20 protein-coding genes and 1 pseudogene are annotated in these 24,413 nt (G+C 60.0%); 8 read left to right on the top strand and 13 right to left on the bottom strand.

Annotated features, from left to right (window positions below; genetic code table 11):
* Positions 1-163: 163 nt before the first annotated feature.
* From CFBP1590_RS14350 to CFBP1590_RS14340, 3 genes are all read right to left on the bottom strand, one after another.
* On the bottom strand, positions 164-1,090 hold the full coding sequence (locus tag CFBP1590_RS14350; protein ID WP_029242193.1) for a sugar ABC transporter substrate-binding protein: 927 nt from the start codon (positions 1,088-1,090) through the stop codon (positions 164-166).
* A 67-nt stretch (positions 1,091-1,157) separates the two neighbouring features.
* Positions 1,158-1,946, bottom strand: a complete 789-nt coding sequence (locus CFBP1590_RS14345; RefSeq protein ID WP_029242192.1) for a TIM barrel protein — start codon at positions 1,944-1,946, stop codon at positions 1,158-1,160.
* A complete protein-coding gene (locus CFBP1590_RS14340) occupies positions 1,943-2,965 on the bottom strand; it encodes a Gfo/Idh/MocA family oxidoreductase (protein WP_058432742.1) in 1,023 nt (340 codons plus the stop codon). Before CFBP1590_RS14340 ends, CFBP1590_RS14345 begins: the two co-directional genes overlap by 4 nt.
* A 191-nt stretch (positions 2,966-3,156) precedes the next feature.
* Here CFBP1590_RS14340 and CFBP1590_RS14335 point away from each other — a divergent pair, with 191 nt between their 5' ends.
* A complete protein-coding gene (locus tag CFBP1590_RS14335; RefSeq protein ID WP_088235321.1) occupies positions 3,157-5,148 on the top strand; it encodes a sigma-54 interaction domain-containing protein in 1,992 nt (663 codons plus the stop codon).
* 27 nt (positions 5,149-5,175) lie between these two features.
* On the opposite strand, the gene CFBP1590_RS14330 is transcribed toward CFBP1590_RS14335, so the two are convergent.
* Positions 5,176-7,479, bottom strand: coding sequence for an FdhF/YdeP family oxidoreductase (locus tag CFBP1590_RS14330; RefSeq protein WP_088235320.1), 2,304 nt, complete (start codon positions 7,477-7,479; stop codon positions 5,176-5,178).
* Positions 7,480-7,683: 204 nt separating this feature from the next.
* Positions 7,684-8,112, bottom strand: a complete 429-nt coding sequence (locus tag CFBP1590_RS14325) for a VirK family protein (RefSeq protein WP_004879519.1) — start codon at positions 8,110-8,112, stop codon at positions 7,684-7,686.
* Positions 8,113-8,352: 240 nt separating this feature from the next.
* Between CFBP1590_RS14325 and CFBP1590_RS28520 the strand changes: the two are divergent.
* Together CFBP1590_RS28520 and CFBP1590_RS14320 are read left to right on the top strand one after the other, a co-directional pair.
* Positions 8,353-8,832 (top strand): annotated as a pseudogene (locus CFBP1590_RS28520) (MCP four helix bundle domain-containing protein); the annotation flags it as partial.
* The gene (locus CFBP1590_RS14320; protein ID WP_371306673.1) at positions 8,824-9,981 is read left to right on the top strand and encodes a methyl-accepting chemotaxis protein; all 1,158 of its coding nucleotides are present in this window, start codon (positions 8,824-8,826) and stop codon (positions 9,979-9,981) included. The pseudogene CFBP1590_RS28520 and the gene CFBP1590_RS14320, both read left to right, overlap by 9 nt.
* A 68-nt stretch (positions 9,982-10,049) precedes the next feature.
* Here the strand turns inward: CFBP1590_RS14320 and CFBP1590_RS14315 are convergent, their stop codons facing one another.
* From CFBP1590_RS14315 to CFBP1590_RS14285, 7 genes are all read right to left on the bottom strand, one after another.
* Entirely contained in the window at positions 10,050-11,282 is a 1,233-nt protein-coding gene (locus tag CFBP1590_RS14315) for an MSMEG_0569 family flavin-dependent oxidoreductase (protein WP_050575374.1), read from the bottom strand.
* Positions 11,283-11,310: 28 nt separating this feature from the next.
* Positions 11,311-11,637, bottom strand: coding sequence for an MSMEG_0570 family nitrogen starvation response protein (locus CFBP1590_RS14310; RefSeq protein ID WP_029242186.1), 327 nt, complete (start codon positions 11,635-11,637; stop codon positions 11,311-11,313).
* A gap of 1 nt (position 11,638) precedes the next feature.
* On the bottom strand, positions 11,639-12,667 hold the full coding sequence (locus tag CFBP1590_RS14305) for a sll0787 family AIR synthase-like protein (RefSeq protein ID WP_029242185.1): 1,029 nt from the start codon (positions 12,665-12,667) through the stop codon (positions 11,639-11,641).
* Positions 12,660-13,220, bottom strand: coding sequence for an MSMEG_0567/Sll0786 family nitrogen starvation N-acetyltransferase (locus CFBP1590_RS14300; protein ID WP_029242184.1), 561 nt, complete (start codon positions 13,218-13,220; stop codon positions 12,660-12,662). The genes CFBP1590_RS14305 and CFBP1590_RS14300 overlap by 8 nt, the downstream gene beginning before the upstream one ends.
* A 19-nt stretch (positions 13,221-13,239) precedes the next feature.
* Positions 13,240-14,364: an MSMEG_0568 family radical SAM protein gene (locus CFBP1590_RS14295; RefSeq protein WP_058432780.1), complete on the bottom strand. Its 1,125-nt coding sequence runs from the start codon at positions 14,362-14,364 to the stop codon at positions 13,240-13,242.
* Between the two features lie 25 nt (positions 14,365-14,389).
* The gene (locus CFBP1590_RS14290; protein ID WP_029242182.1) at positions 14,390-15,343 is read right to left on the bottom strand and encodes a Nit6803 family nitrilase; all 954 of its coding nucleotides are present in this window, start codon (positions 15,341-15,343) and stop codon (positions 14,390-14,392) included.
* A gap of 140 nt (positions 15,344-15,483) precedes the next feature.
* Positions 15,484-15,966, bottom strand: a complete 483-nt coding sequence (locus CFBP1590_RS14285) for an MSMEG_0572/Sll0783 family nitrogen starvation response protein (RefSeq protein ID WP_004879505.1) — start codon at positions 15,964-15,966, stop codon at positions 15,484-15,486.
* Positions 15,967-16,201: 235 nt separating this feature from the next.
* Here CFBP1590_RS14285 and CFBP1590_RS14280 point away from each other — a divergent pair, with 235 nt between their 5' ends.
* From CFBP1590_RS14280 to CFBP1590_RS14260, 5 genes are all read left to right on the top strand, one after another.
* Positions 16,202-18,139, top strand: coding sequence for a sigma 54-interacting transcriptional regulator (locus tag CFBP1590_RS14280; protein WP_088235319.1), 1,938 nt, complete (start codon positions 16,202-16,204; stop codon positions 18,137-18,139).
* A gap of 310 nt (positions 18,140-18,449) precedes the next feature.
* Positions 18,450-19,370 (top strand): sugar ABC transporter substrate-binding protein, encoded by a 921-nt coding sequence (locus tag CFBP1590_RS14275; RefSeq protein WP_231991872.1) that lies wholly within the window; start codon positions 18,450-18,452, stop codon positions 19,368-19,370.
* A gap of 13 nt (positions 19,371-19,383) precedes the next feature.
* Positions 19,384-20,940: a sugar ABC transporter ATP-binding protein gene (locus tag CFBP1590_RS14270; protein WP_088235317.1), complete on the top strand. Its 1,557-nt coding sequence runs from the start codon at positions 19,384-19,386 to the stop codon at positions 20,938-20,940.
* Positions 20,927-21,931: an ABC transporter permease gene (locus CFBP1590_RS14265; RefSeq protein ID WP_088235316.1), complete on the top strand. Its 1,005-nt coding sequence runs from the start codon at positions 20,927-20,929 to the stop codon at positions 21,929-21,931. The genes CFBP1590_RS14270 and CFBP1590_RS14265 overlap by 14 nt, the downstream gene beginning before the upstream one ends.
* Positions 21,928-22,914 (top strand): ABC transporter permease, encoded by a 987-nt coding sequence (locus tag CFBP1590_RS14260; RefSeq protein WP_088235315.1) that lies wholly within the window; start codon positions 21,928-21,930, stop codon positions 22,912-22,914. Before CFBP1590_RS14265 ends, CFBP1590_RS14260 begins: the two co-directional genes overlap by 4 nt.
* Before the next feature lie 9 nt (positions 22,915-22,923).
* Here CFBP1590_RS14260 and CFBP1590_RS14255 read toward each other — a convergent pair whose 3' ends face one another.
* On the bottom strand, positions 22,924-24,162 hold the full coding sequence (locus tag CFBP1590_RS14255) for an acyl-CoA dehydrogenase family protein (protein ID WP_088235314.1): 1,239 nt from the start codon (positions 24,160-24,162) through the stop codon (positions 22,924-22,926).
* Positions 24,163-24,413 lie beyond the last annotated feature (251 nt).

The raw sequence follows: 24,413 nt of genomic DNA, 5'->3' as shown, positions 1-24,413 counted from the left end.
TCAGGTTGTATGCGTGCCGGACGGATATTCCTCCTGTGATCGTATTTTGTGAAGCTGTTTTTCAGTTAACAATGATTAACATTGGGCAACGAAAAAAGGACCTCAGGTCCTTTTTTCGTTTCTGGGGTAAACCGCCAGGTGTCATGAGCAGAAGTCGAGCGGGCTACTTATAGCGCTGCTCGAACGTCGCCAGATTTTCTGGCGTGATCAATTGAAAGGGCACCCACACGTCAGCTGTGACTGGCTCACCCTTGATCATCTTGATCGCCGACTGCATCGCACTGGCGGCCTGGGCCTTGGGGTCCTGAAAGACCGACGCAACCAGCATCCCGCGTTTGATCGCTGCCAGACCGTCAGGCAGGCCGTCGATACCGACAATCGCAACCTCGCCCTTTGCCTTGCCTGCCTGCTGCAGGGCCATGGCTGCGCCGATTGCCATCTCGTCGTTATTGGCGATGATCGCGTCGAAACGGCTGCCTGCGAGCAGCCAGTTGCTGGTCAGGTCCATTCCCTTGCTGCGTTGCCACTCGGCACTTTGCTGTTCAACCACTTTGATGTTTGGGTAGTCCTTGAGGATCTGTTTGACGCCTTCGGTACGGTCATGCGTGGCGTTTTGCGCCAGGTCGCCCATGATGATTGCGAGGGTGCCTTTGCCTCCCAGCTTTTCAGCCAGATAACGCATCTGCAGTTGCCCTGCCTCGATATCGTTGGACGCGACCGTGACCACTCCTGTGGGCAGCTTGCGTTCGTCCGGGTGACGATTGACGTACACCAACGGTATTTTTGCCGCCACTGCGGCGCGGGTCATGCTCGCCGTGGCGGAAGTGTCGACGGGCAGGACGATGACTGCATCGACTTTTTGATTGAGAAATCCCTGAACCTGATTGAGCTGGCGAACCACATCGCCCTGTGCGTCCTCGAACTGGATCTGGACGTTCTCCTGCGTGGCGGCGTCATCCAGACCGTTACGCACATAGGTCATGAAGTTATCGTCAACTCTGGCGATACTGACCCCGATGCGGTAACTGGCGGCGGCCCATTGGCTGAACAGGGTCAGCAGCGTAGCGAGCAGCAGTGTGTAAATGCGCATGACGGTTTTCCTTTTGTTGTTATGGGTCGACCTTCACTGACAAGCGTTGGCGCTCAGTGCGGCGTGCTCAGTCAAGCGTGAACGCGTGACGGAAACGCTCAAGTGCACGTTCGCTGTCGTCGCTGGCCCAGCCCTCGAGGCCGATCACGCCGCTGTAACCGATGCCGGACAATGCTCTGGCAATCGCCGGGTAGTGAATCTCGCCAGTACCGGGTTCCATCCGGCCGGGTACATCCGCGACCTGAATTTCGCCGATGGCCTTGCCGGCGCGCTGGATCAGCTCGATCAGGTTTCCTTCGCCGATTTGCGCGTGATACAGGTCCAGATTCATTTTCAGGTATGGGCTGTCTACCGCTTCGATGAGTGCCAGTGTGTCCTCGGCGCGGGCGAAGGGTGTGCCGGGGTGATCCACCTCGGTGTTCAGGTTTTCCAGCAGAAACACCCGGCCCGCGTCCTCGCCCAGCCGTGCGATCTTTTCCAGCGTCTTGCAGGCGCTCAGCCACATGCGCCCTGTGGTGCGCGCGACCGGCTTGACCGGCAGGCCGTCAGCGTCCAGGCCTGTGCCATGCAGGTTAAGGCTCGGGCAGTTCAACTGCTCGGCGACCCTCAATGATTCGCCTGCGGAGTCAAGCAACCGACCGATGTCGTCCTGATCGGTCAGGTTGCCGGAGATGTAGCCGGTCATGGAGGTAAAATCTGCGCCCGTGGCCACAAGGGCCGCGATGTTCTTGGTCGTCCAGTTCCAGATCTCGACGCTGAAGCCCAGCGCATGGATGCGCTCGACGCGTTCGGTGAAGGGCAGGTCGAGGAATACCATTTCAGCGCTGACGGCCAGTTTAAAGGGCGTGACGCTCATGAGGCGGCTCCTTGCACGCGTACCGCCTTGCCTTGCTGAAAGGATTCGATGCAGGCGCGGGCAATGGCCAGGGCTGCCCGTGCATCTTCGCCGCTTGCCATAGGTTTTTCCCCACTGCGCATGCAACCGACGAAATGGTTGAGTTCGGCGACATAGGCGTCACGCAGCAGGTCGGTGTCCATTCTCTGGGTGTCAGCCTGGACGCCGGTCGCCAGATAGCGAAGCAGGTCGGACTCATTGACACTGCCCATGCTCAGCATGCCAGCGCTGCCAAAGACTTCTCCCCGGACATCGTAGCCATAGACCGCCTGGAAATTCGCCTCGGCAACCGCAATCGCGCCGTTATCGAAGCGGACGGTAACCACGGCGGTATCGAGAAATCCGTTGGCCTTGAATTCCGGGGCGATCAGGGCGTCTGCCATGACAAACACCTCGACTGCTTCAGCGCCTGGATTGAGATAGCGCAGGGTGTCGAAGTCATGAATCAGGGTTTCGAGGAAGATCACCCACTGGGGCGATGCGGCCGGATTATTCAGGGCCGGATCGCGAGTCAGCGATCGCAGCAACTGTGGCGTCCCGATTCTGCCTGCAACAACGTCCAGATGGGCAGTACGAAAGCTTTTAGCGAAGCGCCGGTTGAAGCCGACCTGCAAGGTTACTCGCGCATCGGCAGCCGCAGCGATAGCGCGGTCGGCCTCTTCCAGCGTGATTGCCATCGGTTTTTCACAGAAGACACTTTTCCCGGCGCGGGCGGCTTTTATCACCAGCTCGGCATGGCTGCGGGCAGGCGCGGCGATCAGAACGCCGTCGATGTCCGGGTCATCCAGCAGTTGCTGTGGGTCTGAGTAGACTTTTTGCACGCCCAGCTCTGCTGCCAGGCGTGTCGCGTGGGCGTGAGAGGGGTCAGCGATGGCAGTCAGACTTGCTCCGGGAATATGCCGTGCGGCGGTCAGGCCGTGAAAGCTACCCATGCGTCCGGCTCCGATGAGACCCAGACGGATCGTTTGCGATGTACTCATGACGTTTCCTTTTTATTGTTGTTGGGTGTACCGACAGTAAGGGCGGCCGGTATCAGGGCAGTAGCAATCACTGTGCCAATCCATAACTAACTGATTTTAAGAACAATTTATTTAAAGACTGAATAATTGTGTGTATTTAAAAGACATGTCTAAACTGACATGTCAAATATATGAACATAGCGAGATGAGCAATGAGCCCACAGCCGATGATTCTCAGTGCGGAGGACCGCGATTACCTCACTGCACTCGGTCCGGCCTCAATGAACGCCGGGCCGAGCGAGGCGCTGAAGAACGCCTGGAAAGCCTGCTTAGAGGGATGCACCGAGCGGCCTGCCGGAATCAGGCAGGTCATCTGGGATTCGTGGTTACGCAGCGTTAAAGCCGATATCGATCCGGCCGATGGCGAATACCGTTTCGTCACGCCCGGCGAGTTGAATACGGCGTTGGCGACAAATCGTGTATTGATCGCCGCAGCGGCTCAGGTCATGGGCGGCTTGCTGGCTTATAACCCCAGAGGTCATATCAACCTGACCGACGCACATGGCACGACCCTGTATTTCTGCGGGCTGGATCTCACGCCGGTGGGCAGCATATTGCTGGAGTCGGTACAGGGCACCAACTGCACCGGCCTGGCGCTTGCCGAAGATCGACTGGTCTATGTGCTGGCCGAGGAGAACTTCGGTTCAGGCCTGCGACAACGGGGCATGCACTGCGCCGCTGCCCCCATCAGAGACGCCGAGGGGCGTACGCTGGCGATGTTGACCCTGACCGCAGAGCCGGGCTGGTTTCATTTCCATACGCTCGGCACCGTTCAGGCCGCAGCCGAGGCGGTGTCGCGGCAGATGGCCTTGCAGGCGCTGCTGGAAGAACAGCAGGCGGTGCTTGAGGTGCTCAATGAGGGCTTGGTGGTGTTGAACGGGCAAGGCTGCATAAAAGCACTCAATCGTTACGCCCGACAGTTGTTTCGCGTCGGGCTTGAGGTGCTGGGCAGTCCTTTTCAGCAGCTCGGTCAGAGCGAGCTCACCGATGCAATCCTGCAGCGTGGCGGGGAAGGGGTGCGTGATATGGATTGCACCTTCGAGTTGCATGACCGCAGTCATCTGGCGTGTCTGGTTTCGATCTGCCCGCTGGAGCAGGGTGGCCTGATTGTTTCGTTGCGCGAGAAAAGACGGATTCGGGACATCACCCACAAGATCATCGGCAGCCAGGCCAGCTACACCTTCGACACTATCCAGGGCAGTTCACGCGCGATACAGGACGCGCTGCACTTGGGCCGGATCGCCAGTCGTAGTGATTCCACGACACTGATCCTGGGCGAGAGCGGTACCGGCAAGGAGTTGTTCGCCCAGGCGATCCATAACGCCAGTGAACGGTGCGGCGGTCCTTTTGTGGCGGTCAACTGCGGAGCCATTCCGCGGGATCTGGTACAGAGCGAACTGTTTGGTCACACAGACGGTGCCTTCACCGGCTCGGCTCGCGGGGGCGCCGCAGGGAAGTTCGAACTGGCTGACGGCGGGACAATCTTTCTCGATGAAATCGGAGACATGTCGTTCGATGCTCAAGTCAGTCTGCTGCGGGTTCTGCAGGAAGGCGAAGTGACCCGTGTCGGGGCGAAGAAATCGCAACGGGTGAACGTGCGGATCATCGCGGCGACTCATCGCAATCTGAGTCAGGCGGTGGCTGACGGAGCCTTTCGTGAAGACCTCTATTACCGTCTCAACGTGCTGAACCTGACCGTACCTCCCTTGCGTATGCGGCGCGAGGACGTGCCCTTGCTGGCGCGCCACTTTCTCGTTCGCTGTGCCCGCTCGCTGCGCAAACCCGTGCGCGATTTTTCGCAGGAAGCATTGGATACCCTGTGCGGCTACCACTGGCCGGGCAATGTGCGCGAACTGGAAAATATCATCGAGCGCGCGACCAATCTCGCTACGAATGAGCGTGTTCAGCTCAGTGACCTGCCGCTTGAAATCCGGCAAGGTTTGCGTCCACTGGCGCCGGGGATCGTGTCCGAGATTCGGACAACGCCTGACCTTGGCGCTCATGAGATGAACGCAATCGCTGCCGCCCTTGAGGAAACGCGAGGCAACATTCGTCAGGCTGCCCAGCGGCTGAAGGTCTCGCGCGGCGGTCTGTACAACAAGATGGAACGCTACGGACTCAAGGCCGAGGCGTTCCGATCATGACCGGCTGCGCGCAATCCCTCGCTTGAATTACGCGTTGATCGAAGTCAGCCGCACCGGGACCGATTTCGCCGCTGGCACCTTGCTGCGCTCGGCATGGTGCCAGATCGGGATCAGTGCGTTGCATTCCGGGTAATAAGCGCCAGCGCACCCTTCCGGAATGTCGTAGGCGATGATTTCGAACGGCCCGACCTGACGCTTCACCTCGGGCTCCACGGCAGTCGTCAGCAGGACGCGCTCACCGACCTTGAAGCCCAGCCGCTCGATGTCATTGCAATGCATGAAAATCACCTCGCGGGTCCCGCTCACACCTCGAAAACGATCGTCGTAGCCGTAGATGGTGGTGTTGAACTGGTCGTTGCTGCGCAGCGTCATCAGTTGCAGCACGTCGCGAGTGGATTCAGGAAGCGCGATGTCGTCGTTTTCGACCAGCGTGGCAGGTGTGACGAACTGTGCCTTGCCACTTTCGGTGTTCCATTTGCGCTGCGCGGCGGCGAGCGGACGATGAAAACCACCGGGTTCGGCCATGCGGGTTTCCATGTCGTGAAAGATTTCCGGATAGATGCTGCCGATGGCTGTTCTGATTTTCGTGTAATCGTCGCTCCAGGCTTGCCAGTCAATCAAACAGCCATCGGGCACTGTGGCGGCAGCAAGCCCGGCGACAATGCTTGCCTCCGCTCGGACAGCAGGGCCTACCGGCTGGGCGCTGCCTTTCCAGCCATGTATGCAGCCGGTGCTGTCTTCGGTGGTGTAGGTTTGTTCGACGCCGTTTTGCCGGTCGATTTCGATTCGGCCCAGGCAAGGCAGCAACCAGGTGTTGTGCGCTGGCACCAGATGCGTGCGATTGAGTTTGGTCGCGATCTGGACATTCAACTGCAGTCGTTGCCAGGCGGGCTCCATGCGCGAGGTGTCGGGGATGGCCCGCAGGAAATTACCGCCCAGGCCGATAAAACCTTTTACACGACCCTCGAGGATGCCTTCGCAGGCGTCCACCGTCGCCATGCCTTTCTGTTCGGGGACCTTGAAGCCGAAGTGCTGCTCTATCAGTTCTGCAGGGACTTTTTTCGGGTCTTCGGTGATGCCGACGGTCCGCTGGCCCTGCACGTTGGAGTGGCCACGCACCGGGCAGATACCGGCTCCCGGCTTGCCGATATTGCCGCGCATCAGCATCAGGTTCACCAGCATCTGTACGTTGGTCACACCACGCCGGTGCTGGGTGAGGCCCATTCCATAGACAAACATGACGCGCTGACTGCGGGCATAAACATTCGCAGCGGCTTCCAGCGCCCCTCGTGTCAGGCCGCTCTGGCGCTCCAGTTCCGACCAGGTGCTGTGGCGGACATAGTCTGTGAAGGCGTCGAAGCCTTGGGTATGGCTGGCGATGAATGCGTGGTCCAGCACGGGCGGCGTACCGTTGGCGGTGGCTTTATCTTCCATTTCCAGCAAGGCCTTGGCGATACCGGTCATGGCGGCCGTGTCACCACCGGTAGCCACTTGATGATATTGCGTGCTGATAACGGTCGAGCCGGGGATCAGCATTTCGCCGGGCGATTGCGGATTGACGAAGCGCTCCAGCCCGCGCTCGCGCAGCGGATTGAAGGTGATGATCGGCACGTCTCGCTGGCGCGCCTCCTGCAATTGATGAAGCATGCGCGGGCTGTTGCTTCCGACATTCTGGCCGAAGAAAAACAGGCAGTCGGTGTGCTCGAAATCGTCCAGCGTCACAGTGCCGACAGGCACGCCGATGCTTTCCTGCAAACCAACGGAGGTGCTTTCGTGGCACATGTTGGAACTGTCGGGCAGGTTGTTGGTGCCATAGGCGCGGGCGAACAACTGGTACATGAACGACGTTTCCAGCGAAGCGCGCCCTGAGGCGTAAAACACCACGCTGTCAGGCTCCATGCTCTTGAGCTGTGCGCCGATCTCCCGGTAGGCCTCTTCCCAGGATGTTTCCAGGTACCGGTCACTTTTGGGGTCGTAGCGCAGGGGATGGGTGAGCCTGCCGTGTTGCTCCAGATCGTAGTCGGCCCAGCCGCGCAACTCGCTGAGCGTGTGCCCGGCAAAAAACGCCGGGTCGGTTTTCAGCGACGTCAGCTCCCAGGCAGTCGCCTTGGCACCGTTTTCACAGAACTCCAGTGCGCGCGGGTGGCCGGGCTTGGCCCACGCACAACTGACGCAGGCAAAACCATCGGGCTTGTTCTGTTTCAACAGCGCAACGGCTGGCTTGGTCAGCGCTTTCTCCCGCCAGAGAATCTGCGCCACCGACTTCGCCGACCCCCAGCCGCCGCTGGCGTTGGTATAGGGTTTGAAACGGGTCTTGGGGTAAATCAGCATCGGTCGCTCCAGGCCATTAAGCAGGCTGCTTGATAAGGCTGGGACGAAGCCGACCGGAGAAAGGTTCAGCGGATTTCGAGGCGGCAGGCGTCTTCGAACAACGCTCAAGGACTTCAGCTGGACGAACGGCTGACTCGCAGGTCGGTGCGTGAGTCATAAAGCCTTCGGCAGGCCCGCACAGAGCCTGCCTCGGACGCAACAAGCCTACTTCGCGGTGAAGAAGCTCAAACCCTTGCCAACCGCGCAGTCGTAACTCACGGCCTGTCCGGTCTGCTGGTAGCCAGGAACACTGAGCGTGGTCATGCTGAAATCGGCTTTGCCGTCGGGTTTCACGCGGTACCGAATGAACTGCTCGATAGGCTTGTTATCCCGATCGAGCGTGAAGTGCGTGTCCGAGAACGCCAGCATGCCATCGGGGGTAATGCGATAGGCATCGATACGTTTACCGCCTTGGGTCTTTGACGGCTCCGCGCCCTTGATCGATGAAGTGCACTGTCCGAGATCGATCACTACCGACACCGACTCGCCGGTGTTCAAGGCTTTGATGATGGAAGGCTGGTCGCGAAGGGCATCGCCTGCGAAAGCGAAGGCGGGCAGTGACAGGGCAATGAATGCAGCGCAGTAACGTTTCATGATTGAGTCTCCAGCAATGCAGACCGGTCCTCGTCACCTGCTACAAGGGTCTTGCAACGTGACGGGGACCGCTCAAATCCGGGGTTATTAGGCAGCGCGAACCCTACCACAAGGCTTTTCCCGGATGGGCCTCCTGTCGCAGTGGCCAACATGAAAGTTTGCCCGGTTATGCTTTTCAGACATCTGCCGATACAAATGATGGTGGCAATATGGTCACCGCATTGAGGAAGAGGGTTGGAAATGCTGAGACAGCTGAAAATCGCAGTCAGGACGGCCGTTTGCTTTACGCTGATGGTGGTCCTCGTCATCGGGCTCGGGGTTTTCAGCCTTCAACAGCTACGCAGCATTCGTGAACAGTCTCTGGAGATCGAAAATGACTCGCTGCCAGGCATTGCACTGGGCGATGACATCGCGCTGGCGTTTGAGAAAACCCGCACCACGGCGATGAAACTGCTGTCGACGCACACGGATCAGCAGGTCGAACAGGTGCACGCGGAACTGCTGGAAAAAAAGGCCGGTTTTCAGAAGGCGATTCAGGCGTATACGCCGTTGATCACCTCCGAGGACGAGCGGGCTTTGATCAATCAGCTCGGCGCTGGGTATCAGTCCTATGCCGAGGGAGCAGAGCGGGTATACCAGTTGGTCAAGGACAATCAGGTGGATGCGGGGCAGAAGCTGGCCTGGGTCGAGATGAAAACCATCGCCGACAGCATGGAAGCGCTGGTCGGCAAGCTGGAAAAGCTCAATGACGCCTCGGAAGAGGAGTCGAGCGCCAGTGCCACCAGCGTTTACGGCAGCGCTTTCTCCATCACCCTGGCGGTGATGCTGCTGGCGGTACTGCTCACCGTCCTGCTTGCCTGGCGCCTGTCGCGCAGCCTTTCAGTGCCCATCAGTCAGGCACTGTTGACCTCGGAAACCATTGCCTCAGGTGATCTGCGACCTACCGGCGTAGACCGCGCAGGTACCGATGAGGCCGCGCTTTTGCTGCAATCGATGGAGCAGATGCGCCTCAGCCTGAGCAAGACATTGACCCACGTGGGCGACGCTGCGAATCAATTGGCCTCGGCGACCGAAGAAATGAACGCGTTGATCGTCGACAGCAACAATGATCTGGTGGCGCAGAACAGCGAAATCGAAATGGCCGCAACGGCAGTGACCGAGATGAGTCAGGCTGTTGATGAGGTGGCACGCAATGCCGTGGCCACGTCGCAGGAGTCCAAGGCATCTTCAGCGTCGGCGCGCCAGGGTCAGGACGAACTCGATCACACCGTCAAATCGATTCTTGAACTCACTCAGAATGTCGGCACAGCGTCTCACGAAGCAAAATCGCTGGCCACTCGAACGCTGGACATCACCAAGGTGCTGGACGTCATTCGCGCGGTGTCGGAGCAGACCAACCTGCTGGCGCTCAACGCCGCTATCGAGGCTGCTCGCGCCGGGGATGCAGGGCGCGGTTTTGCCGTGGTCGCCGATGAAGTACGTGCGCTGGCGCATCGCACCAGCGAATCGACCCGCGAGATCGAAACCATGATCGGGCATATTCAGCAGGGTACTCAAAGTACATTGACGGCCCTTGAGGTCAGCACCGAACAGGCGCAAAAGACCCGGCAGCAGGCCGAGTCGGCCAACGCGGCGCTGGCGTTGATTGCGAAGTCAGTCGCGGTTATCGACGAACGCAACACCATGATCGCCACCGCGTCGGAGCAACAGGCAGAGGTTGCACGTGAAGTGGACCGCAATCTGGTGCGCATTCGCGACCTGTCCGCACACTCGGCGGTCCGCACCGGGCAGACCGGAAGTGCCAGCCAGTCGCTGGCAGAGTTGGCCAATGGTTTAAACACCACGCTGGGGCAATTTACCTTGCGTTGATCGGTTGCCGGTCTCGAGTTTTGCAGTGCTGGCAATTCGTCCTCGTCGGATTGCCGCCCGGCTCATGATTACTCGGTGGTGCGTACAGAAGAGACCTTCTCTACGACATGACGCGCGTCACGCGAGATGCCGGAGAACCTTCCCGATCCCCAAGTGTGCAGCCATGGCAAGCCGAGGAAATACAGGCCTTTCTGCGCTGTAATACCGCGCGTATGGCCTGGGTAGGAGCGACCATTGAACACCGGTACATCGACCCAGCTGAAATCCGGCTGAAAGCCAATGCACCAGATGATGCTGGTAATGTCGCTGTGCGACAGGTCCAGTTCGGTGGTCTCGCCCTCCGGCGTCCATAGCGGGGCATAAGGCACACCGGCGGGTGCGTCGATGTCGTGTTCGGCAATGTATTTGTCGATGCTGGCGTTGATGCGGTTGTAAACAGCATCGGCAGCGTCGAGGTTTGCAGCAAGGTCGGCTGCAAATTGCAGGCGTGTGCCGTCCAGGCTGTTAAGACGACCAAACAGTCGCATGCCCTCAGTAGCAAAGCGGCGCAAATCGATATCGCGGCCTCCGTCCCGTCCGGTCACGTAGTGGTTGGTGTTATCACGCACACCTTCACGCAGCGGATGAGCATCGACGCCGATGTCGTAGTAACCCATGTCCGCCAACCAGTCGACGACATCCCGGCCGCGGTGAAAGCGCGCGCACCGCGGCGCATCGCCGACTGCCAGAAATACCTTGCGACCGGCCAGGTGCAGGTCCTCGGCGATCTGTGCACCCGATTGCCCGGATCCCACCACCAGTACCGCTCCTGCGGGCAGGGCCTGGGGACTGCGGTATTGCTCCGAATGGAGCTGAGTCATCCCGGTCGGCAGACGCTCGGCCAATCGCGGGATAATCGGAGTGTGGTAGCCGCCGCTTGCGACGATGACCTGATCTGCCGTGAATTCGCCAAGCGTCGTTGTCAGGCGATAACCGCCTTCAGGTCTGGTGGTCATATGGAGCACTGCGCAGCCCTCCCGCACGGGGGCATTGACCCTGGCAATAAAGCCATCCAGATATGCAATGATCTCGTCTTTTTTCATGAATCCGTGCGGATCATTGCCGGCATACGGATAGCCGGGAAGATCACATTGCCAGTTGGGCGTCACCAGGCAAAAGGCATCCCAGCGCTGATTGCGCCAGGTGTGAGTCAGGCTGTGCTTTTCCAGCACAACATGATCAATGTCGTGCTGCTGCAGGTAGTAGCTGGCCGATAACCCGGCCTGGCCCCCACCGACGACAATTGTGCTGTAGTGAGTCATTTGCGTGTTCCTTTTGATGGGGGAGTGGTCAGATGTCGCCAAATCCGGAGTAATGGACTTTCCCGCTGCCCTGTTCCTTGACTTCCAGAACTGTCACCTGCGCCTCGGCGGTCGTGAATCTGCGCGCCATCATGCGAATCCCGCTCAGGCTGTCCATCGCAGAACTGCAGTAGAAACCTTTGACGGCCTTGACCCGCTCGGAGGCTGCATTCAGGCCCGCATCGGCGCGCTGCAAAAAATCGGGCAGGGTATAGGAATCGCCTTGAGTCAGATGTTGATGAATCACGGTAGACGGCGAATACACGTTGCTTTCCTGGCCATCCGGCCAGCGCAAACGAATGTTGACTGCGGGCATGTCAATGCTCCTTGACGTCGAAAAGGTGGCGTAACCGGGGGTAACTGAAACCGGTGAAAGGCTGTCGCGCCAGATCCCAGAACACTTCGCTTTCCGAGCCATGGTTGACCTGCAGGCGCGCGCTGTCGTCGGTCTCGCCGATGCAGGCGCAGTGCAGGCCTTCATGAGCGAAGGCAGCCTTGACCGTGGATAAGTCCTTGGGGTCCAGCGTCAGCAGAAATCCATAGCTGGGAAATGCTTGCAGCCAGCGCGCAAATGGCGCGTCGGCGGGTCGGGGAACGGCGGACAGATCAATCGCCGCACCGCAGGCCGTGGGCTCAAGCAACATGAGCAAGGTGCCCAGAATCCCGGCGTTGCTGACATCTTTGGCTGCCGTCAGCAGTCCGGCCTCGGCTAGCCGTGGGATAACCTCAAGCTTTGCTCGCAAGCGCTCGGGCGTGTCATTCTCGAACGCTTTCCAGTAGGGCGCGTCACCGTGCCACTCGCCATCGAGGTCAACGGCCATGGCAATGATCTGTCCAGGCGCAACGTGCAAGGTCGATAGCAGGGCGCGGGCCCAGCCTGTCACTGCAACTGCCAACGCTGCGGGGTTACCGGGCGCCTGACTGGTGTGGCCTCCCGCCAGGATCAGACCGTAGGCCGCACAGGCCGCCTGGATACCCGCCATGACCTGATCGGCGGCCTTCTCGTCATGGTGCCAGTAAGCATTCACGACAGCAGTGGCACGTCCGCCCATCGCGGTAATGTCGCTCACGTTGGCCATTACGGCGGACCATCCTGCAAACCAGGGGGCCTGTTCGACGAACGCTGGAATCATCCCCTCGATTGCCAGTAGCTGATACTGATCACCGCACCGAATGGCGGCCGTGTCATCACCCGGCAGTGCGTACACACTCTCTCGTGTAGGGGCCACTGCAGAGCAACTGCCGGCCGGCGTCTGTATCGCCATTTTCGAGCGCATTGCGGGCGTGTCCCGAAGTTCGGCGAGCAAGGCTTTCAATGCAGACTCGGTCGCACACGCGTTAGCCATTGCGGTTCACCGTTCTACCTAAAAGCGCAGTCTGGCGGGCCATGAACGGATAGTGTTCAAGCCGTGCCTGCATGAGGCAATGTGGCTGGCCGAGCAGGCTCATCTCCTTGAGCGTTTCCCAGTGCAGACCCTGGAAGTAGTCCTCGTTGGCGTGTTGCACTGTTGCCAGAAAGGTATGACAGCCCAGGTCAAGTGCCTTGGACACGGCCTCGTTGACCAGCGCTTTGCCGATCATTCCATAGCGGCGGTATTGACGATCAACACACAGTCGCCCTCCGTACCAGACCCCTGGCGTCTCTTCGTAAATACGTACTGCGCCGATGACGCGTTCGGGCATGCCACAGTGGTGAGCCACTGCCACGATCGGCAGCGCTTTGAAGTCGTTTTCGTCTTTATCTTGCGCAAGCAGCTGCTGCTCTTCGGAAAACACGGCTCGGCGCAGTGCGTAATAATGCCGTCGCTCCCAAGCCTCATCAGCCGGTTTGACCAGCATGTCACCGGCGAGAAAGTCTTTGAAGGTTCCGTCGATCAAAGCAAAGGCATGTTCGGCCATGGCGTGCGCTCCCGCTCCGTTACTCGTGGTGTTTCAGTGCTGAGCACGCGCCACATTTGGCGCAGCCCGCGTTGATGTTGTCCGAGTGCAAGCCATGCCGGCGCAGACTCGCCCCGATACGGGGGTAGAGCCGTTGCATGAATCCATTGTCCGGCTTGGGGTGACGGGCGAGCGGGGTTCCATCGATGGGCACGAAGGGCACGACGAACGGATACACGCCGACACTCGCCAGGCGCTCGCTCATCTGCGCAATAGCGTCTTCGCTGTCGCCGAGCCCGGCCAGAATATAAGTGCTGACCTGGCCCCGGCCGAACACCTGAACTGCTGCATCGAAGGCGCTGAAGTAGCGCTCCAGCGGCACTTGCGCCTTGCCGGGCATGATGCGTTGACGGACCGCATCGGTGACGGCTTCAAGGTGCATGCCCAGCGAGACCACGCCGCTGTCCCTGAGTCGCTGGAACCATGCGTCGTCATCCGGGGGTTCACATTGCGCCTGGATGGGCAGGTCAACTGTGGCTGTCACTGCCGTTGCAGATTCACACAGTACGGCTGCTCCCCGGTCACTGGTCTGAGGGGTGCCGGTGGTCATCACCATGTGCTTGACGTTGTCCAGTTCAACCGCAGCCTTCGCCACTTCGGCCAGCTGTGCCGGACGCTTGCGGGCGATGGTTTTGCCGTTGGCAAGCGACTGGCTGATGGCGCAGAACTGACAGGACGTAGCTGTATCGTTCATGCGGATGCAATGCTGCAGGATCGTGGTGGCCAGTACGTCCTTGCTGTGCAAGGTAGCGATTTTCCAATAAGGAGTGCCGTCCTCGGTGTTCAGTCCATAGAACCTGGGTACGCCGGGCAGCTCAACCTTACCGACCTGCAGACCCTCGCGAAAAATCAGTGCCTGAGCGCCGTCTGCGCCTGGACGCGCAGAGTAGGGCGAGTCAAGCGAAGCATGGTTAAGCATTGGCACCATCGCGGTGTGCTCACCCAGACTCAGCGCCTTGTGGTCGGATGGCCCGGCACCGCCTTTGCGAGACAGACCGTCCGCGCCTTCCCAGCGCACGCCATGGCATTGCAGCTCGGCGAGAAGGTCTGCATTGAGGTTCCTGACCGGTATCAAGCCCACGTCGTTGGCTTTATGAGCAGGCATCCCGGCAGGCTTGTGTGCGATCAAGTCATTCATGTGAGGCCTCCTCGAATGATCCGTGCAGGTCATGCACATGAGCGGTCGCGCGACGGTCGATCAACAGGCTCAGCAGTTCGGGCCGGCTGTAATGTCCGACCGAGTCCATCATTCGTTTGCGTTTGTCGATCAGGGCAAAGTCGAGGTCGGCGATGACTGTGCCTTCGCCTTCTGTACGTTGACCAAGCACCCTGCCTTCCGGAGAGATGATTGCGGTGAAGCAGCCGCCCGATATCGGCTCCAGCGCACAGCCCGTGTCCATCATGATCTGTGTCTGTTGCCCGGCATCCAGCCACGCGGTGGCGTTGACCACGAAACAGCCGCTTTCCAGCGCGTGATGGCGGATGGTGACTTCCATTTGCTCGGCAAAGATCTGCCCGACCAGCGAGCCTGGGAACATGGCGGCATGGATCTGTTCGCCGTCAGCCATCAAGGCGTAGCGAGCGAGAGGGTTATAGTGTTCCCAGCACGCCAGCGCGCCGATCCGGCCGACGGCGCTGTCGGTGGCTTTCAGGCCAGATCCATCACCTTGCCCCCACACCATGCGCTCGTGGTAAGTCGGCGTGATCTTGCGGCGATGCTGGATCAGCGAGCCGTCGGAATCAAAAAGCAGTTGTGCGTTATAAATCGTTCCCCCATCGCGTTCATTTATGCCGATGCAGGCTACGATTCCGGCTTCGCGGCAGGCTTCGCCGATCTGCCGGGTCACGTCAGAGGGAACCGTCACAGATTCTTCCAGCAGTTTCAGGTGCTGTCTGCCCATGGCGAAAGGTGGCTGGACGAATGAGAAATAAGGGTAATAAGGCACCACGGTTTCAGGAAACACTGCGAACTGCACACCATCACGGCCCAGGTCGAGCAGCGTGTTGCACAGTTTTGCGACTGTGGCTTCGCGTGAATACAACACAGGGCTGAACTGAACGGCGGCAGCACGGATTGTTGGCATGTTTCGATTTCCTGTCGTTTGAAACCAAGAGCGGTCAAGGGGCGAGGCGCGTCAGCCGCCTTGGTGAGGCCGGGAAATGACCCGGCAGCAACTCGGCGGCCTCGACGGTCAGGGCTCCTGCGTAATCAGCGGTTGCCGACTTACGCTGTCCAGGTATCAATGATCATCGCGCCTTCGCGACGCATCAGAAGCCGCAGATCCATGACATCCAGCGGGTTGATCGGGCGGATGCCTTCGATGAGGGCTTTCTCGGTCTGACCGTAGAGTGCCTGCAGGGCAAAGCGGCAGGCATAGACTTCGCCGCCTTCGGACATGAACGCTTTCAGCTGGTTGTTGACCGCCAGGTGTCCGGGGAACGCTTCGGCACCCAAGGTAGGAAAACCGCGCTGCACGCCCAATTGGACACCAGGGCCGTACAGCAGGATTTTGGTTTCAAACCCTTTACGCAGCAGGCGCTTGGCTTGCAGCATATTGACCAGGCCAATGGAGCCTTCGAAGGCGATGGTGTGGAACGTGATCAGCACTTTCTCGCCGGGTTCGGCCTTTACGTCCTCGAAGACTTTCTCTTCGTAATTGACCAGAAAGTCGCCGTCTTGGTAATGAGCAATGTCCACGGTTGGCATATCGTCTTCTCCAGTGAGTCATGTTTTGTCAGCGGCCGAAGGCGGCTGAGTGCATGAGTACAAGAGCGAATCACGTGCCAGAAATTAATGTGGCTGCCGCAAGGCATCCAACTGTTTGAATCTGAACGGTTATTGGATCTGAAACGCTTTTTTGGACGCTTTCTGATGCTTTCGCCGCGCCACGTATTCCCGTAGTAATACGAATATTCGTAGCCAAAAAACACGAGATATCGTAATGAGCGAGCCAGATTCTCTCAACGGTTGGGCCGACCTGGCCTATTCGTCTCGACACATGGTGTTTGAGCATTGCGCTGAAGCCATCGCCTTGCTCGATCCGGTCGCCGATCGATTTGGCGATCTGAACATCGCCGCCTGCAAACTGCTGGGATACCCCCGGCAGGAACTTTTGAAACTGCCGGTGAGCAAGCTGTTCGGGCATCAGTTGGCCGACCTCATCGTGTTCACCCAGGCAGTAATGGACAAAGGGCACGGCTGGAGCGAAGACCTGAGTTGCAACTGCAAGACCGGCGAACGGATCGAACTGGCATTGTCAGCCACAATTCTGCAGGTCAAAGGCAGCCCGCAACTGATCCTCGTGATGCGAGAGGTCAGCCAGGAAAAGTATCAGCGTGATCAGGCGCATACCGAACGCACGATGCGCGGCGGGCTTATAGAGTGGCGCAATATTCTTAACCTGTTCCAGGAAAGCGAACGCGATAACCAGCTTTTACTCAGTGCCGTGGGCGATGGGATCTACAGCATCAACCCGGATGGACTGGCCACTTTCGTCAACCCGGCAGGCGCCCGGATGCTGGGATGGGAGCCTCAGGACATGATCGGCAAGAACATTCACCGGATTCACCACCACACCCATGCCGACGGCAGCCACTACCCGGTTGAAGATTGCCCCATCTACAAGGCCGTGCGGGACGGCGTCGTCCATGAGGGACGCCAGGAAGTTTTCTGGCGAAGGGATGGAACGTCCTTCCCTGTGGAATTCACCAGCACACCTGTGATCACCGATGGCCGGATCGCGGGAGCGGTCGTGGTGTTTCGCGATATCACCGAGCGCCGCAATACCGAGCGCCAGCTTCAGAGCGCCCTTGAAGAGCTCAAAGTGCTGAAGCATCGACTGGAGGAGCAAAACGCCTACCTGCAGGAAGAAATCCATACGGAACACAATTTTCGGGAGATAGTGGGGCAGAGCGAGCCCATCCTTAAGATCATCAAACAAGTGGATGTCGTGGCGCCCACGGACGCCAGCGTGCTGATCAATGGCGAGTCCGGTACGGGCAAGGAACTCATTGCCCGGGCCATTCACCAGGCCAGCCGACGCAGCGCAAATCCGCTGATCAGGGTCAACTGTGCGGCGATCCCTGCCGAGCTGTTCGAGAGCGAGTTTTTTGGTCACATTCGGGGTGCGTTTACCGGCGCCATACGTGACAGGGTCGGACGCTTCGAACTGGCCGATGGCGGGACATTATTTCTCGATGAGGTTGGCGAGATCCCGCTGGATCTGCAAAGCAAGTTGCTGCGTGTACTGCAGGAAGGGCAGTTCGAACGTGTGGGCGAGGAGCGTACGCGCAAGGTCGATGTGCGCATCATCGCTGCGACCAACCGCGACCTGCGGCAAGAAGTGGCTGGCAAGCGTTTCCGCGAGGACCTGTACTTCCGGTTGAACGTGTTTCCAATTCAGTCACCCGCGCTTCGCGAACGCCCGATGGACATTGCGCCGCTCGCTGCGCATTTTCTCAAACAGACAGCCAAGCGCTTGAACATGCCCGGCCGCCGCCTTCGCAATAGCGATATTGACCGCCTGCAGCACTATTCATGGCCTGGAAATATTCGTGAACTGCAGAATGTCATTGAGCGCGCACTGATCACCTCTCGTGGCGCCGACCTCGCCCTTGACCTGCCCGATGAACCGGGTCAACCCAAGATCCAGCCTGTGATGGAGTCGTCCGCAACCCCTGTCGTTTTAACGGACGCGCAAGTGCGGGAGCTGGAGCGCAGAAACATGCGCGCCGCTCTTGAAGCGACCAGGGGGAAACTCTTCGGCAAGGGTGGGGCGGCAGAGTTGCTGGGTTTGAAGCCCACCACGCTGGCTTCGCGATTGAAGCGACTGGACATCGAACCAGGCGGTGGTGAGGGCGGCGCTTCGACGCGTGACTGATGCCGGGTGCTGTTGATCCGGCAACAGTGAATCGGCAATTTGCGCAGCATTCCTCGGCAGGCCCACGAGCTTTATGCTCACGGAAACGCTGGGTGATACTCGACGTAAATCCCTGAAAGCACCAAGGGCCATGCTTCGCAGGGATATTCAACCCTCAGCGCCTTGCTCGGGCACGACCTGTGCACTGCTCCTCGGATTCCTGTCCTGAATCTGCGGAGTTACCCCGATGTACGATGCCGTTCTCCCTTCGACCTCCAACCGCTTTGGCAAACGCTGGCCTGCACTGGCACTGACGTTAATAGCGGCCTGCATGGGCATGTCTGCCCAGGCCGATGACAGCGACGTTCCATCGCTGGCAGGCAAGCGCATCGCGATCAGCATGACCGGCACCAGTCATTACTTCGATATCAAGGCGTTCCAGGCGCAGGTCGATGAAGTCAAGCGGCTGGGCGGCACGCCGATCACCCTGGATGCGGGGCGCAACGACAAGAACCTGGTGAACCAGCTGCAGACCGTGATCACCCAGAAACCCGATGCGGTCATCCAGACACTCGGCACCCTGAGTGTCATCGATCCTTGGCTCAAGCGCATCAGCAAGGCGGGCATTCCACTGTTCACCATCGATGCGCCTTCGCAGTACAGCCTCAACAACACCACCTCAGACAACGTCGCCACCGGCAAGGCGCTGGCCGGACAACTGATCAAGGACGCGGGTGGTAAGGGCAACATTCTGGTGTTCAACGGTTTTTACGGCGTGCCGGTCTGCGCGATTCGTTACGACCAACTGAAGCTGACGCTCAAGGATCATCCAGAGCTGAAGATCATCGAGCCCGAGTTGCGCGATGTCATCCCTAATACCGTTCAGGACGCCTATTCGCAGGTCTCGGCCTTGCTCAACAAGTATCCCAAGGGCAGCGTTTCGGCCATCTGGTCAGCCTGGGACATTCCGCAGTTGGGTGCCAGCAAGGCGCTGATCGATGCCGGGCGCACCGAGATCAAGACCTATGGCGTGGACGGCACGCCGGAAGTGCTGGAACTGCTTGGCCGTAGCGATTCGCCCATCGGAGCCGTTGTGGCGCAGCAGCCGGTGCTGATCGGCAAGACAGCCGTGCAGAACGTCGCACGCTATCTGGCGGGACAACGGGAGCTGCCCCGGGAAACCCAGGTGCCCACGTTGCTCACCACCGCAGGCAACCTGCCCGAAGTGCGGCAGCTTCGCGGCGACAATTGACCGGGGATTGACCATGACTTCAGTGACCTCACCGCCTGCCTTGCACCTGCAAGGCATCTCCAAACGCTTCGGCGCTACCCAGGCGCTGGATGCGGTCAATCTGCGCGTCGAGCCGGGCACCATTCATGGTCTGGTCGGTGAAAACGGCGCGGGCAAATCGACCCTGATCAAGGTGCTTGCCGGCATACACAAGGCCGACAAGGGCAGCCTGAGCGTTCATGGCCAGTCCTTCGACGCCTTCACGCCGCGTCAGGTCGAGTCGCTGGGCGTGCAGTTCATTCATCAGGAGCGTTTGCTGCCCGCAAGCTTCACGGTGGGTGAGGCGCTGTTCTTCGGTCAGGAAATCAGGCGTGGCCTGCTGGTGGATCGTCGCGCTCAAGAGCGTGAGGCTGCGCGGCTGATCCATGATTATTTCGCCATGGCGTTTCCCAAAGGGGCGCTGATCCGCGATCTGGACAGTGCCCAGCGGCAGATTGTGCAGATCATTCGCGCGCTGATCGCGAAACCAAAAATACTGGTGTTCGACGAGCCAAGCGTGTCGCTGGTGAAGCGGGAAGTGGACCGTTTGCTGTCCATCGTGCGTCGCCTGCGCCATGAAGGACTGACGATTCTGTACATCTCGCATTACCTGCAGGAAATCGAATCGCTCTGTGATCAGGTGACGGTGCTGCGCAACGGGCGCGACGTGGCAGTGGTGGATCCGGAAGTCACCAGTACCGCGCAGATTGCCCGGCTGATGGTCAATCGGGAGGTGGGCGAGCTGTATCCCCGGACGCAGGCCATACCGGGCGCCCCGGTCCTTGTATTGAAGGGACTGGGTTCGGGCCACGCCTATGACGGCATCGACCTGACCGTGGGTCGCGGCGAAGTGGTCGGTCTGACCGGACTGGTCGGTTCAGGGGCCAAGGAACTGCTCAAGAGCCTGTTCGGATTGGTCAAGCCTTCGCGTGGCGAGCTGCTGCTGAACGGCAAGCTGCTGCACCTGAATTCGCCACGGGATGCCATCCGTGAGGGCATCGCGCTGGTGCCGGAAGAGCGTCGCAGCCACGGCGTCGCCCCGGCGCTGTCGGTGCTGGAAAACATCACACTGGCGAGTCTGGGCCGGTTCAGCCGCTGGGGGCTGCTGGACGGCAAGGCGCAGGTTCGCGAGAGCGAACGGCTGATCCATGAGCTGGCGATCAAGACGTCGGGGCAGGGCAGCGCGGTGCAAACGCTCAGCGGTGGCAATCAGCAGAAAGTCGCGCTGGCCAAATGGCTCAGCCGACAGTCGTCGTTGTACTTGCTGGATGAGCCGAGTGTGGGTGTGGATATCGGCGCCAAGACCGAAATCTATCGGCTGATCGCCCGGCTGGCCGAGGGCGGCGCTGCGGTTCTGGTGCTGTCCTCGGACCTGCCGGAACTGATCGGCATCACGCAGCGCATCGTGGTGCTCCACCGGGGTCGCATCGCCGGGGAGTTCGATGCCCGCACCACCGATAGCGATGAGTTGCTGGCCTGCGCCACCGGGGCCGTTGAGCGCGAGACCGTCTTTGATCATGCCCATGAGGAGCGCCAACATGTCAGGGCTTGAAATTTCCCTTCATCAGTCAGCAAACCCGTCGGCAGGCTGGCTGCTGCGTCTGGCGCAGCGTGGCTCGCTACTGGTGTTTCTGATCATTCTGCTGGGGTTTGCCCTGAGTGCGCCCAACTTCCTGAGCATCGGCAATCTCAGCAACGTGTTTGCCCAGTCGGCTGTGCTGGGCATTCTCGCGCTGGGGCTGACCTGCGTGGTCATCGGCGGCGGCTCCAACGTGGTTCGCGGTGGGCTGGACCTGTCGCTGGCGGCCAACCTGGGATTGTGTGCGGCCGTCTACAGCAGCCTCAACAACGCAGGGCTGGAAACCTGGCAAGCAGTGGCGCTCACGCTGGGCTGCGGTCTGCTGGTCGGTGCAGTGAATGGGCTGGCGGTGGTGCTTCTGCGCTTGCCGCCGTTGCTGGCAACCCTGGCGAGCATGAACCTGGTCGCAGGGCTGGAGCTGGTGCTGACCCAGAACACCGTGCTGGCCACCGACTCTGCACTGCTGGACGTGCTGGCATCGGGTGAGTGGCTGGGCTTACCGGCCCTGGCCTGGATGTTATTGAGTGTGGCCGCCGTGCTGCATGTGCTCATTCAGCACAGCGCCTATGGCCTGCGTCTTTACGCCATTGGCGAGTACCCGCTGGCGGCAAAAGCGGCTGGCTTGAACCCCCGTTGTTATGTGTTCTCCACTTACCTGATTGCCGGAACCTGCGCAGCACTGGGGGCGTTCTGCTCTGCGGCGGTGTTCAGCGGCAGCACGACCGGCTCTGGCGACCTGCTGCTGTCGGTTGTGGCGATCGCCTTTCTCGGCTCGGTGTTCTCCAGACGCCTGACCGCCAACATTCCCGGCACGCTTTTGGCGACCCTGTTGCTGGGTTTTCTCATCAACGGCTTTCAGTTGCTGAACATTTCCAGCTTCTGGGTCAACGGCGTGCAAGGCGTCCTGATTCTGCTGGTGGTGGCCTTTTCCGGCGCCGTCGGCCAACCGGAGGGTGAACAATGAGTACGCTGACACTGACGGCGTCATCGCTACGAAACAGCGTTCTTCCGCGACTGTTGACGGCCACGTTACCGGCGCTGGTGCTGATCATTCTGGTGTTCTTCGCGCTGGAGGCTCCGGGTTTTCTGAGCTGGGGCAACCTGTCGAGCCTGATTCTGAACAACTTCGTGTTGCTGGCAATCGTCGCCGTGGGCATGACCTGGGCGGTGGCGGCAGGCGGTATCGATCTTTCGGTGGGCACCGCAGTGGACTTTGCCAGCCTGGGGTTCGTGGTCGCGCTCAATGGCGGCCACGGGCTGGGCGCTGCAGCGGTCGTCGCCTTGTTGGCGGGCGGCTCGGCGGGAGCGTTCAATGCGCTGTTGATTGCGGGGCTGCGGATTTCGCCATTTCTGGCGACGCTGGGCACACTGTTCATCGGCACCAGCGTGCAGCAACTGCTGTCGGATGGCGGGCAGCCGATCTACATCGCTCAAGGTGTATTGCCTGGCATCACCGGCGTGGTGATTCTGGGCCTGCCGTTGCCGGTCTGGCTGGTGGCGTTATTGGCGGGCGTCTACGGCCTGGTGCTGGCGCGTGGGCGTCTGGGGCGCGAGATTCTGGCGGTGGGCACGCAGCCACAGCTGGCCTATTACTCAGGTCTATCGATCCGGCGCATTGCCGTTCAGGTGTTTGTCGGCAGCGCACTGGCCTGCGCGGTGGCGGGTATTCTGCTCAGCTCGACCGTCAACGCCTACGTGCCGATGTCAGGCAACGCCTACCTGATCAGCGCCATCGGCGCAGTGTTCATGGGCACCACCTTGAGTCGTCAGGGACGGCCCAACATCGTCGGAACGCTGTTGGGTGTGCTGTTCATCAACGTCATTGCCAATGGCTTGTTGTTGATCGGCTGGAATTTCTATTGGCAACAGGTCGCGACCGGGGCACTGATCTTTCTGGTGCTGGCCTTCAGTTTCGCCAGTCGCCACCTGTTACAGGATACTCACTGAAAACGCGGCTCAGGCCTTGCCCGAGCCGTTACCGATCTGCCAGACGTAAGGCGGCTCGGTGCCGTTGATGCGCCAGTCGCCGACGATGCGTGCCTTGTAGATCAGCGGATTGTGCGACGCCGCCGTGCGTGCGTTGCGCCAGTGGCGGTCCAGCGCCTTGTTGACGCTGACACCCGATGCGCCCAAGGCGTTGAACAGGTCGGTGGCTGCGCGCAGCACCAGCTCCGAGACAATCACCTGCGCCTTGGCGGTTTCGATTTCGGCGGCGATGTTGGCGTCCTTCTCCTGCTGCGCATCGTGGCCGAACCGGGCCACGTAAGCGCGCTGTAGAGGTTCCGCCGAACGCAGGGTTGCCGCCTCGGCCGCGTAGACCTGCGCTGCAATCTGCCCGACCACCTGCTGCACCTGAGCGTCCTGGCTCACGCTGTCGGCATTGCCGGTGCTGAACACGCGCTTGCGATCACGCACTTCCTGAGCGATGTCGCGCTCGACGGCCCGGCCAATGCCTGCCAGTACGGCCAGCAGCACCAACTGATAAAAAGCCGTCTGGTATTTGAAACGCTGCTCGAACGGGATCACGTGTTCGGCGGGCAGCGGCACGTTCTCGTAGACCGAGGTGCCGCTGCCGGTGGTGCGCTGGCCGAAACCGTCCCAGTCATCGCTGTGACGCACACCGGCATGGCGCGCATCGACTACGGCTATCACGTCGGCGCCGTTGTCGGCACGCTGAGCGTACACGTCGATCCAGTCCGCGAAGATGCTGCCGGTGCTGTAGAACTTGCGGCCGTTGAGCACGAAGCCGTCGCCCTGGGCGCTGACCTTGGTGATCACGTCGCCAATCTTCACCGCGCCGACTTCGGTCCAGCCGTTGCCGACCAGATCACCTGCAACAAAGCGCGCGAACCATTTATCCCGGCCCGGGCTGGGGGGCGCATTCAGGCGGTCTTCGACAAAGGCGAAGTGCGCGCGCAACGCTTGCGGAATGTTCGAGTCCGCTTCAGCCAGTTCGATCAACAACTGAAACAGTTGACCGACCGAGGCACCGCCGCCGCCATATTCCTTGGGCACGCGGACCGCGCCAAAGCCTGCCTGCTTGAGCCAGGCAATGGGTTCATGGGGCAGGGCGCGACCTTTTTCGCGCTCGACCGCGCCAGCGCTGATTTCCCGAAAGATCGGGCGGAAGCGGTGGGCGAGGGTTTCGTAGTCGGTTCCAAGTGACAGCGGGTTGGCGTCGGTCGATAAAGTCATGCAGTACTCCTGAGCGCTGGAAGATTGGCACTCGGCCAATGAAAGGTTGCTCAGGCCATTGCATAGTCTGTGCCTGAATCCAATCTATTGATTTTAAAGACTATTTAATTTCAGGGCCGTTATAGATGTTGGCCGCGCAACAGCGCCTCAACAGCTTGGCTGCAAACCGAACAGCGCCCGGTTTGCCTCAGGCGTCGCAAGTCATTGATCTGCATGATTTTCCAGGTATGGCACGTTCGCTGCTATGGCAC

The sequence above is a fragment of the Pseudomonas viridiflava genome, from assembly GCF_900184295.1.
GTDB lineage: Bacteria > Pseudomonadota > Gammaproteobacteria > Pseudomonadales > Pseudomonadaceae > Aquipseudomonas > Aquipseudomonas viridiflava.
The sequence above is the reverse complement of the archived record's forward strand: the minus strand, read 5'-3'. Positions and strand labels throughout refer to the sequence as shown.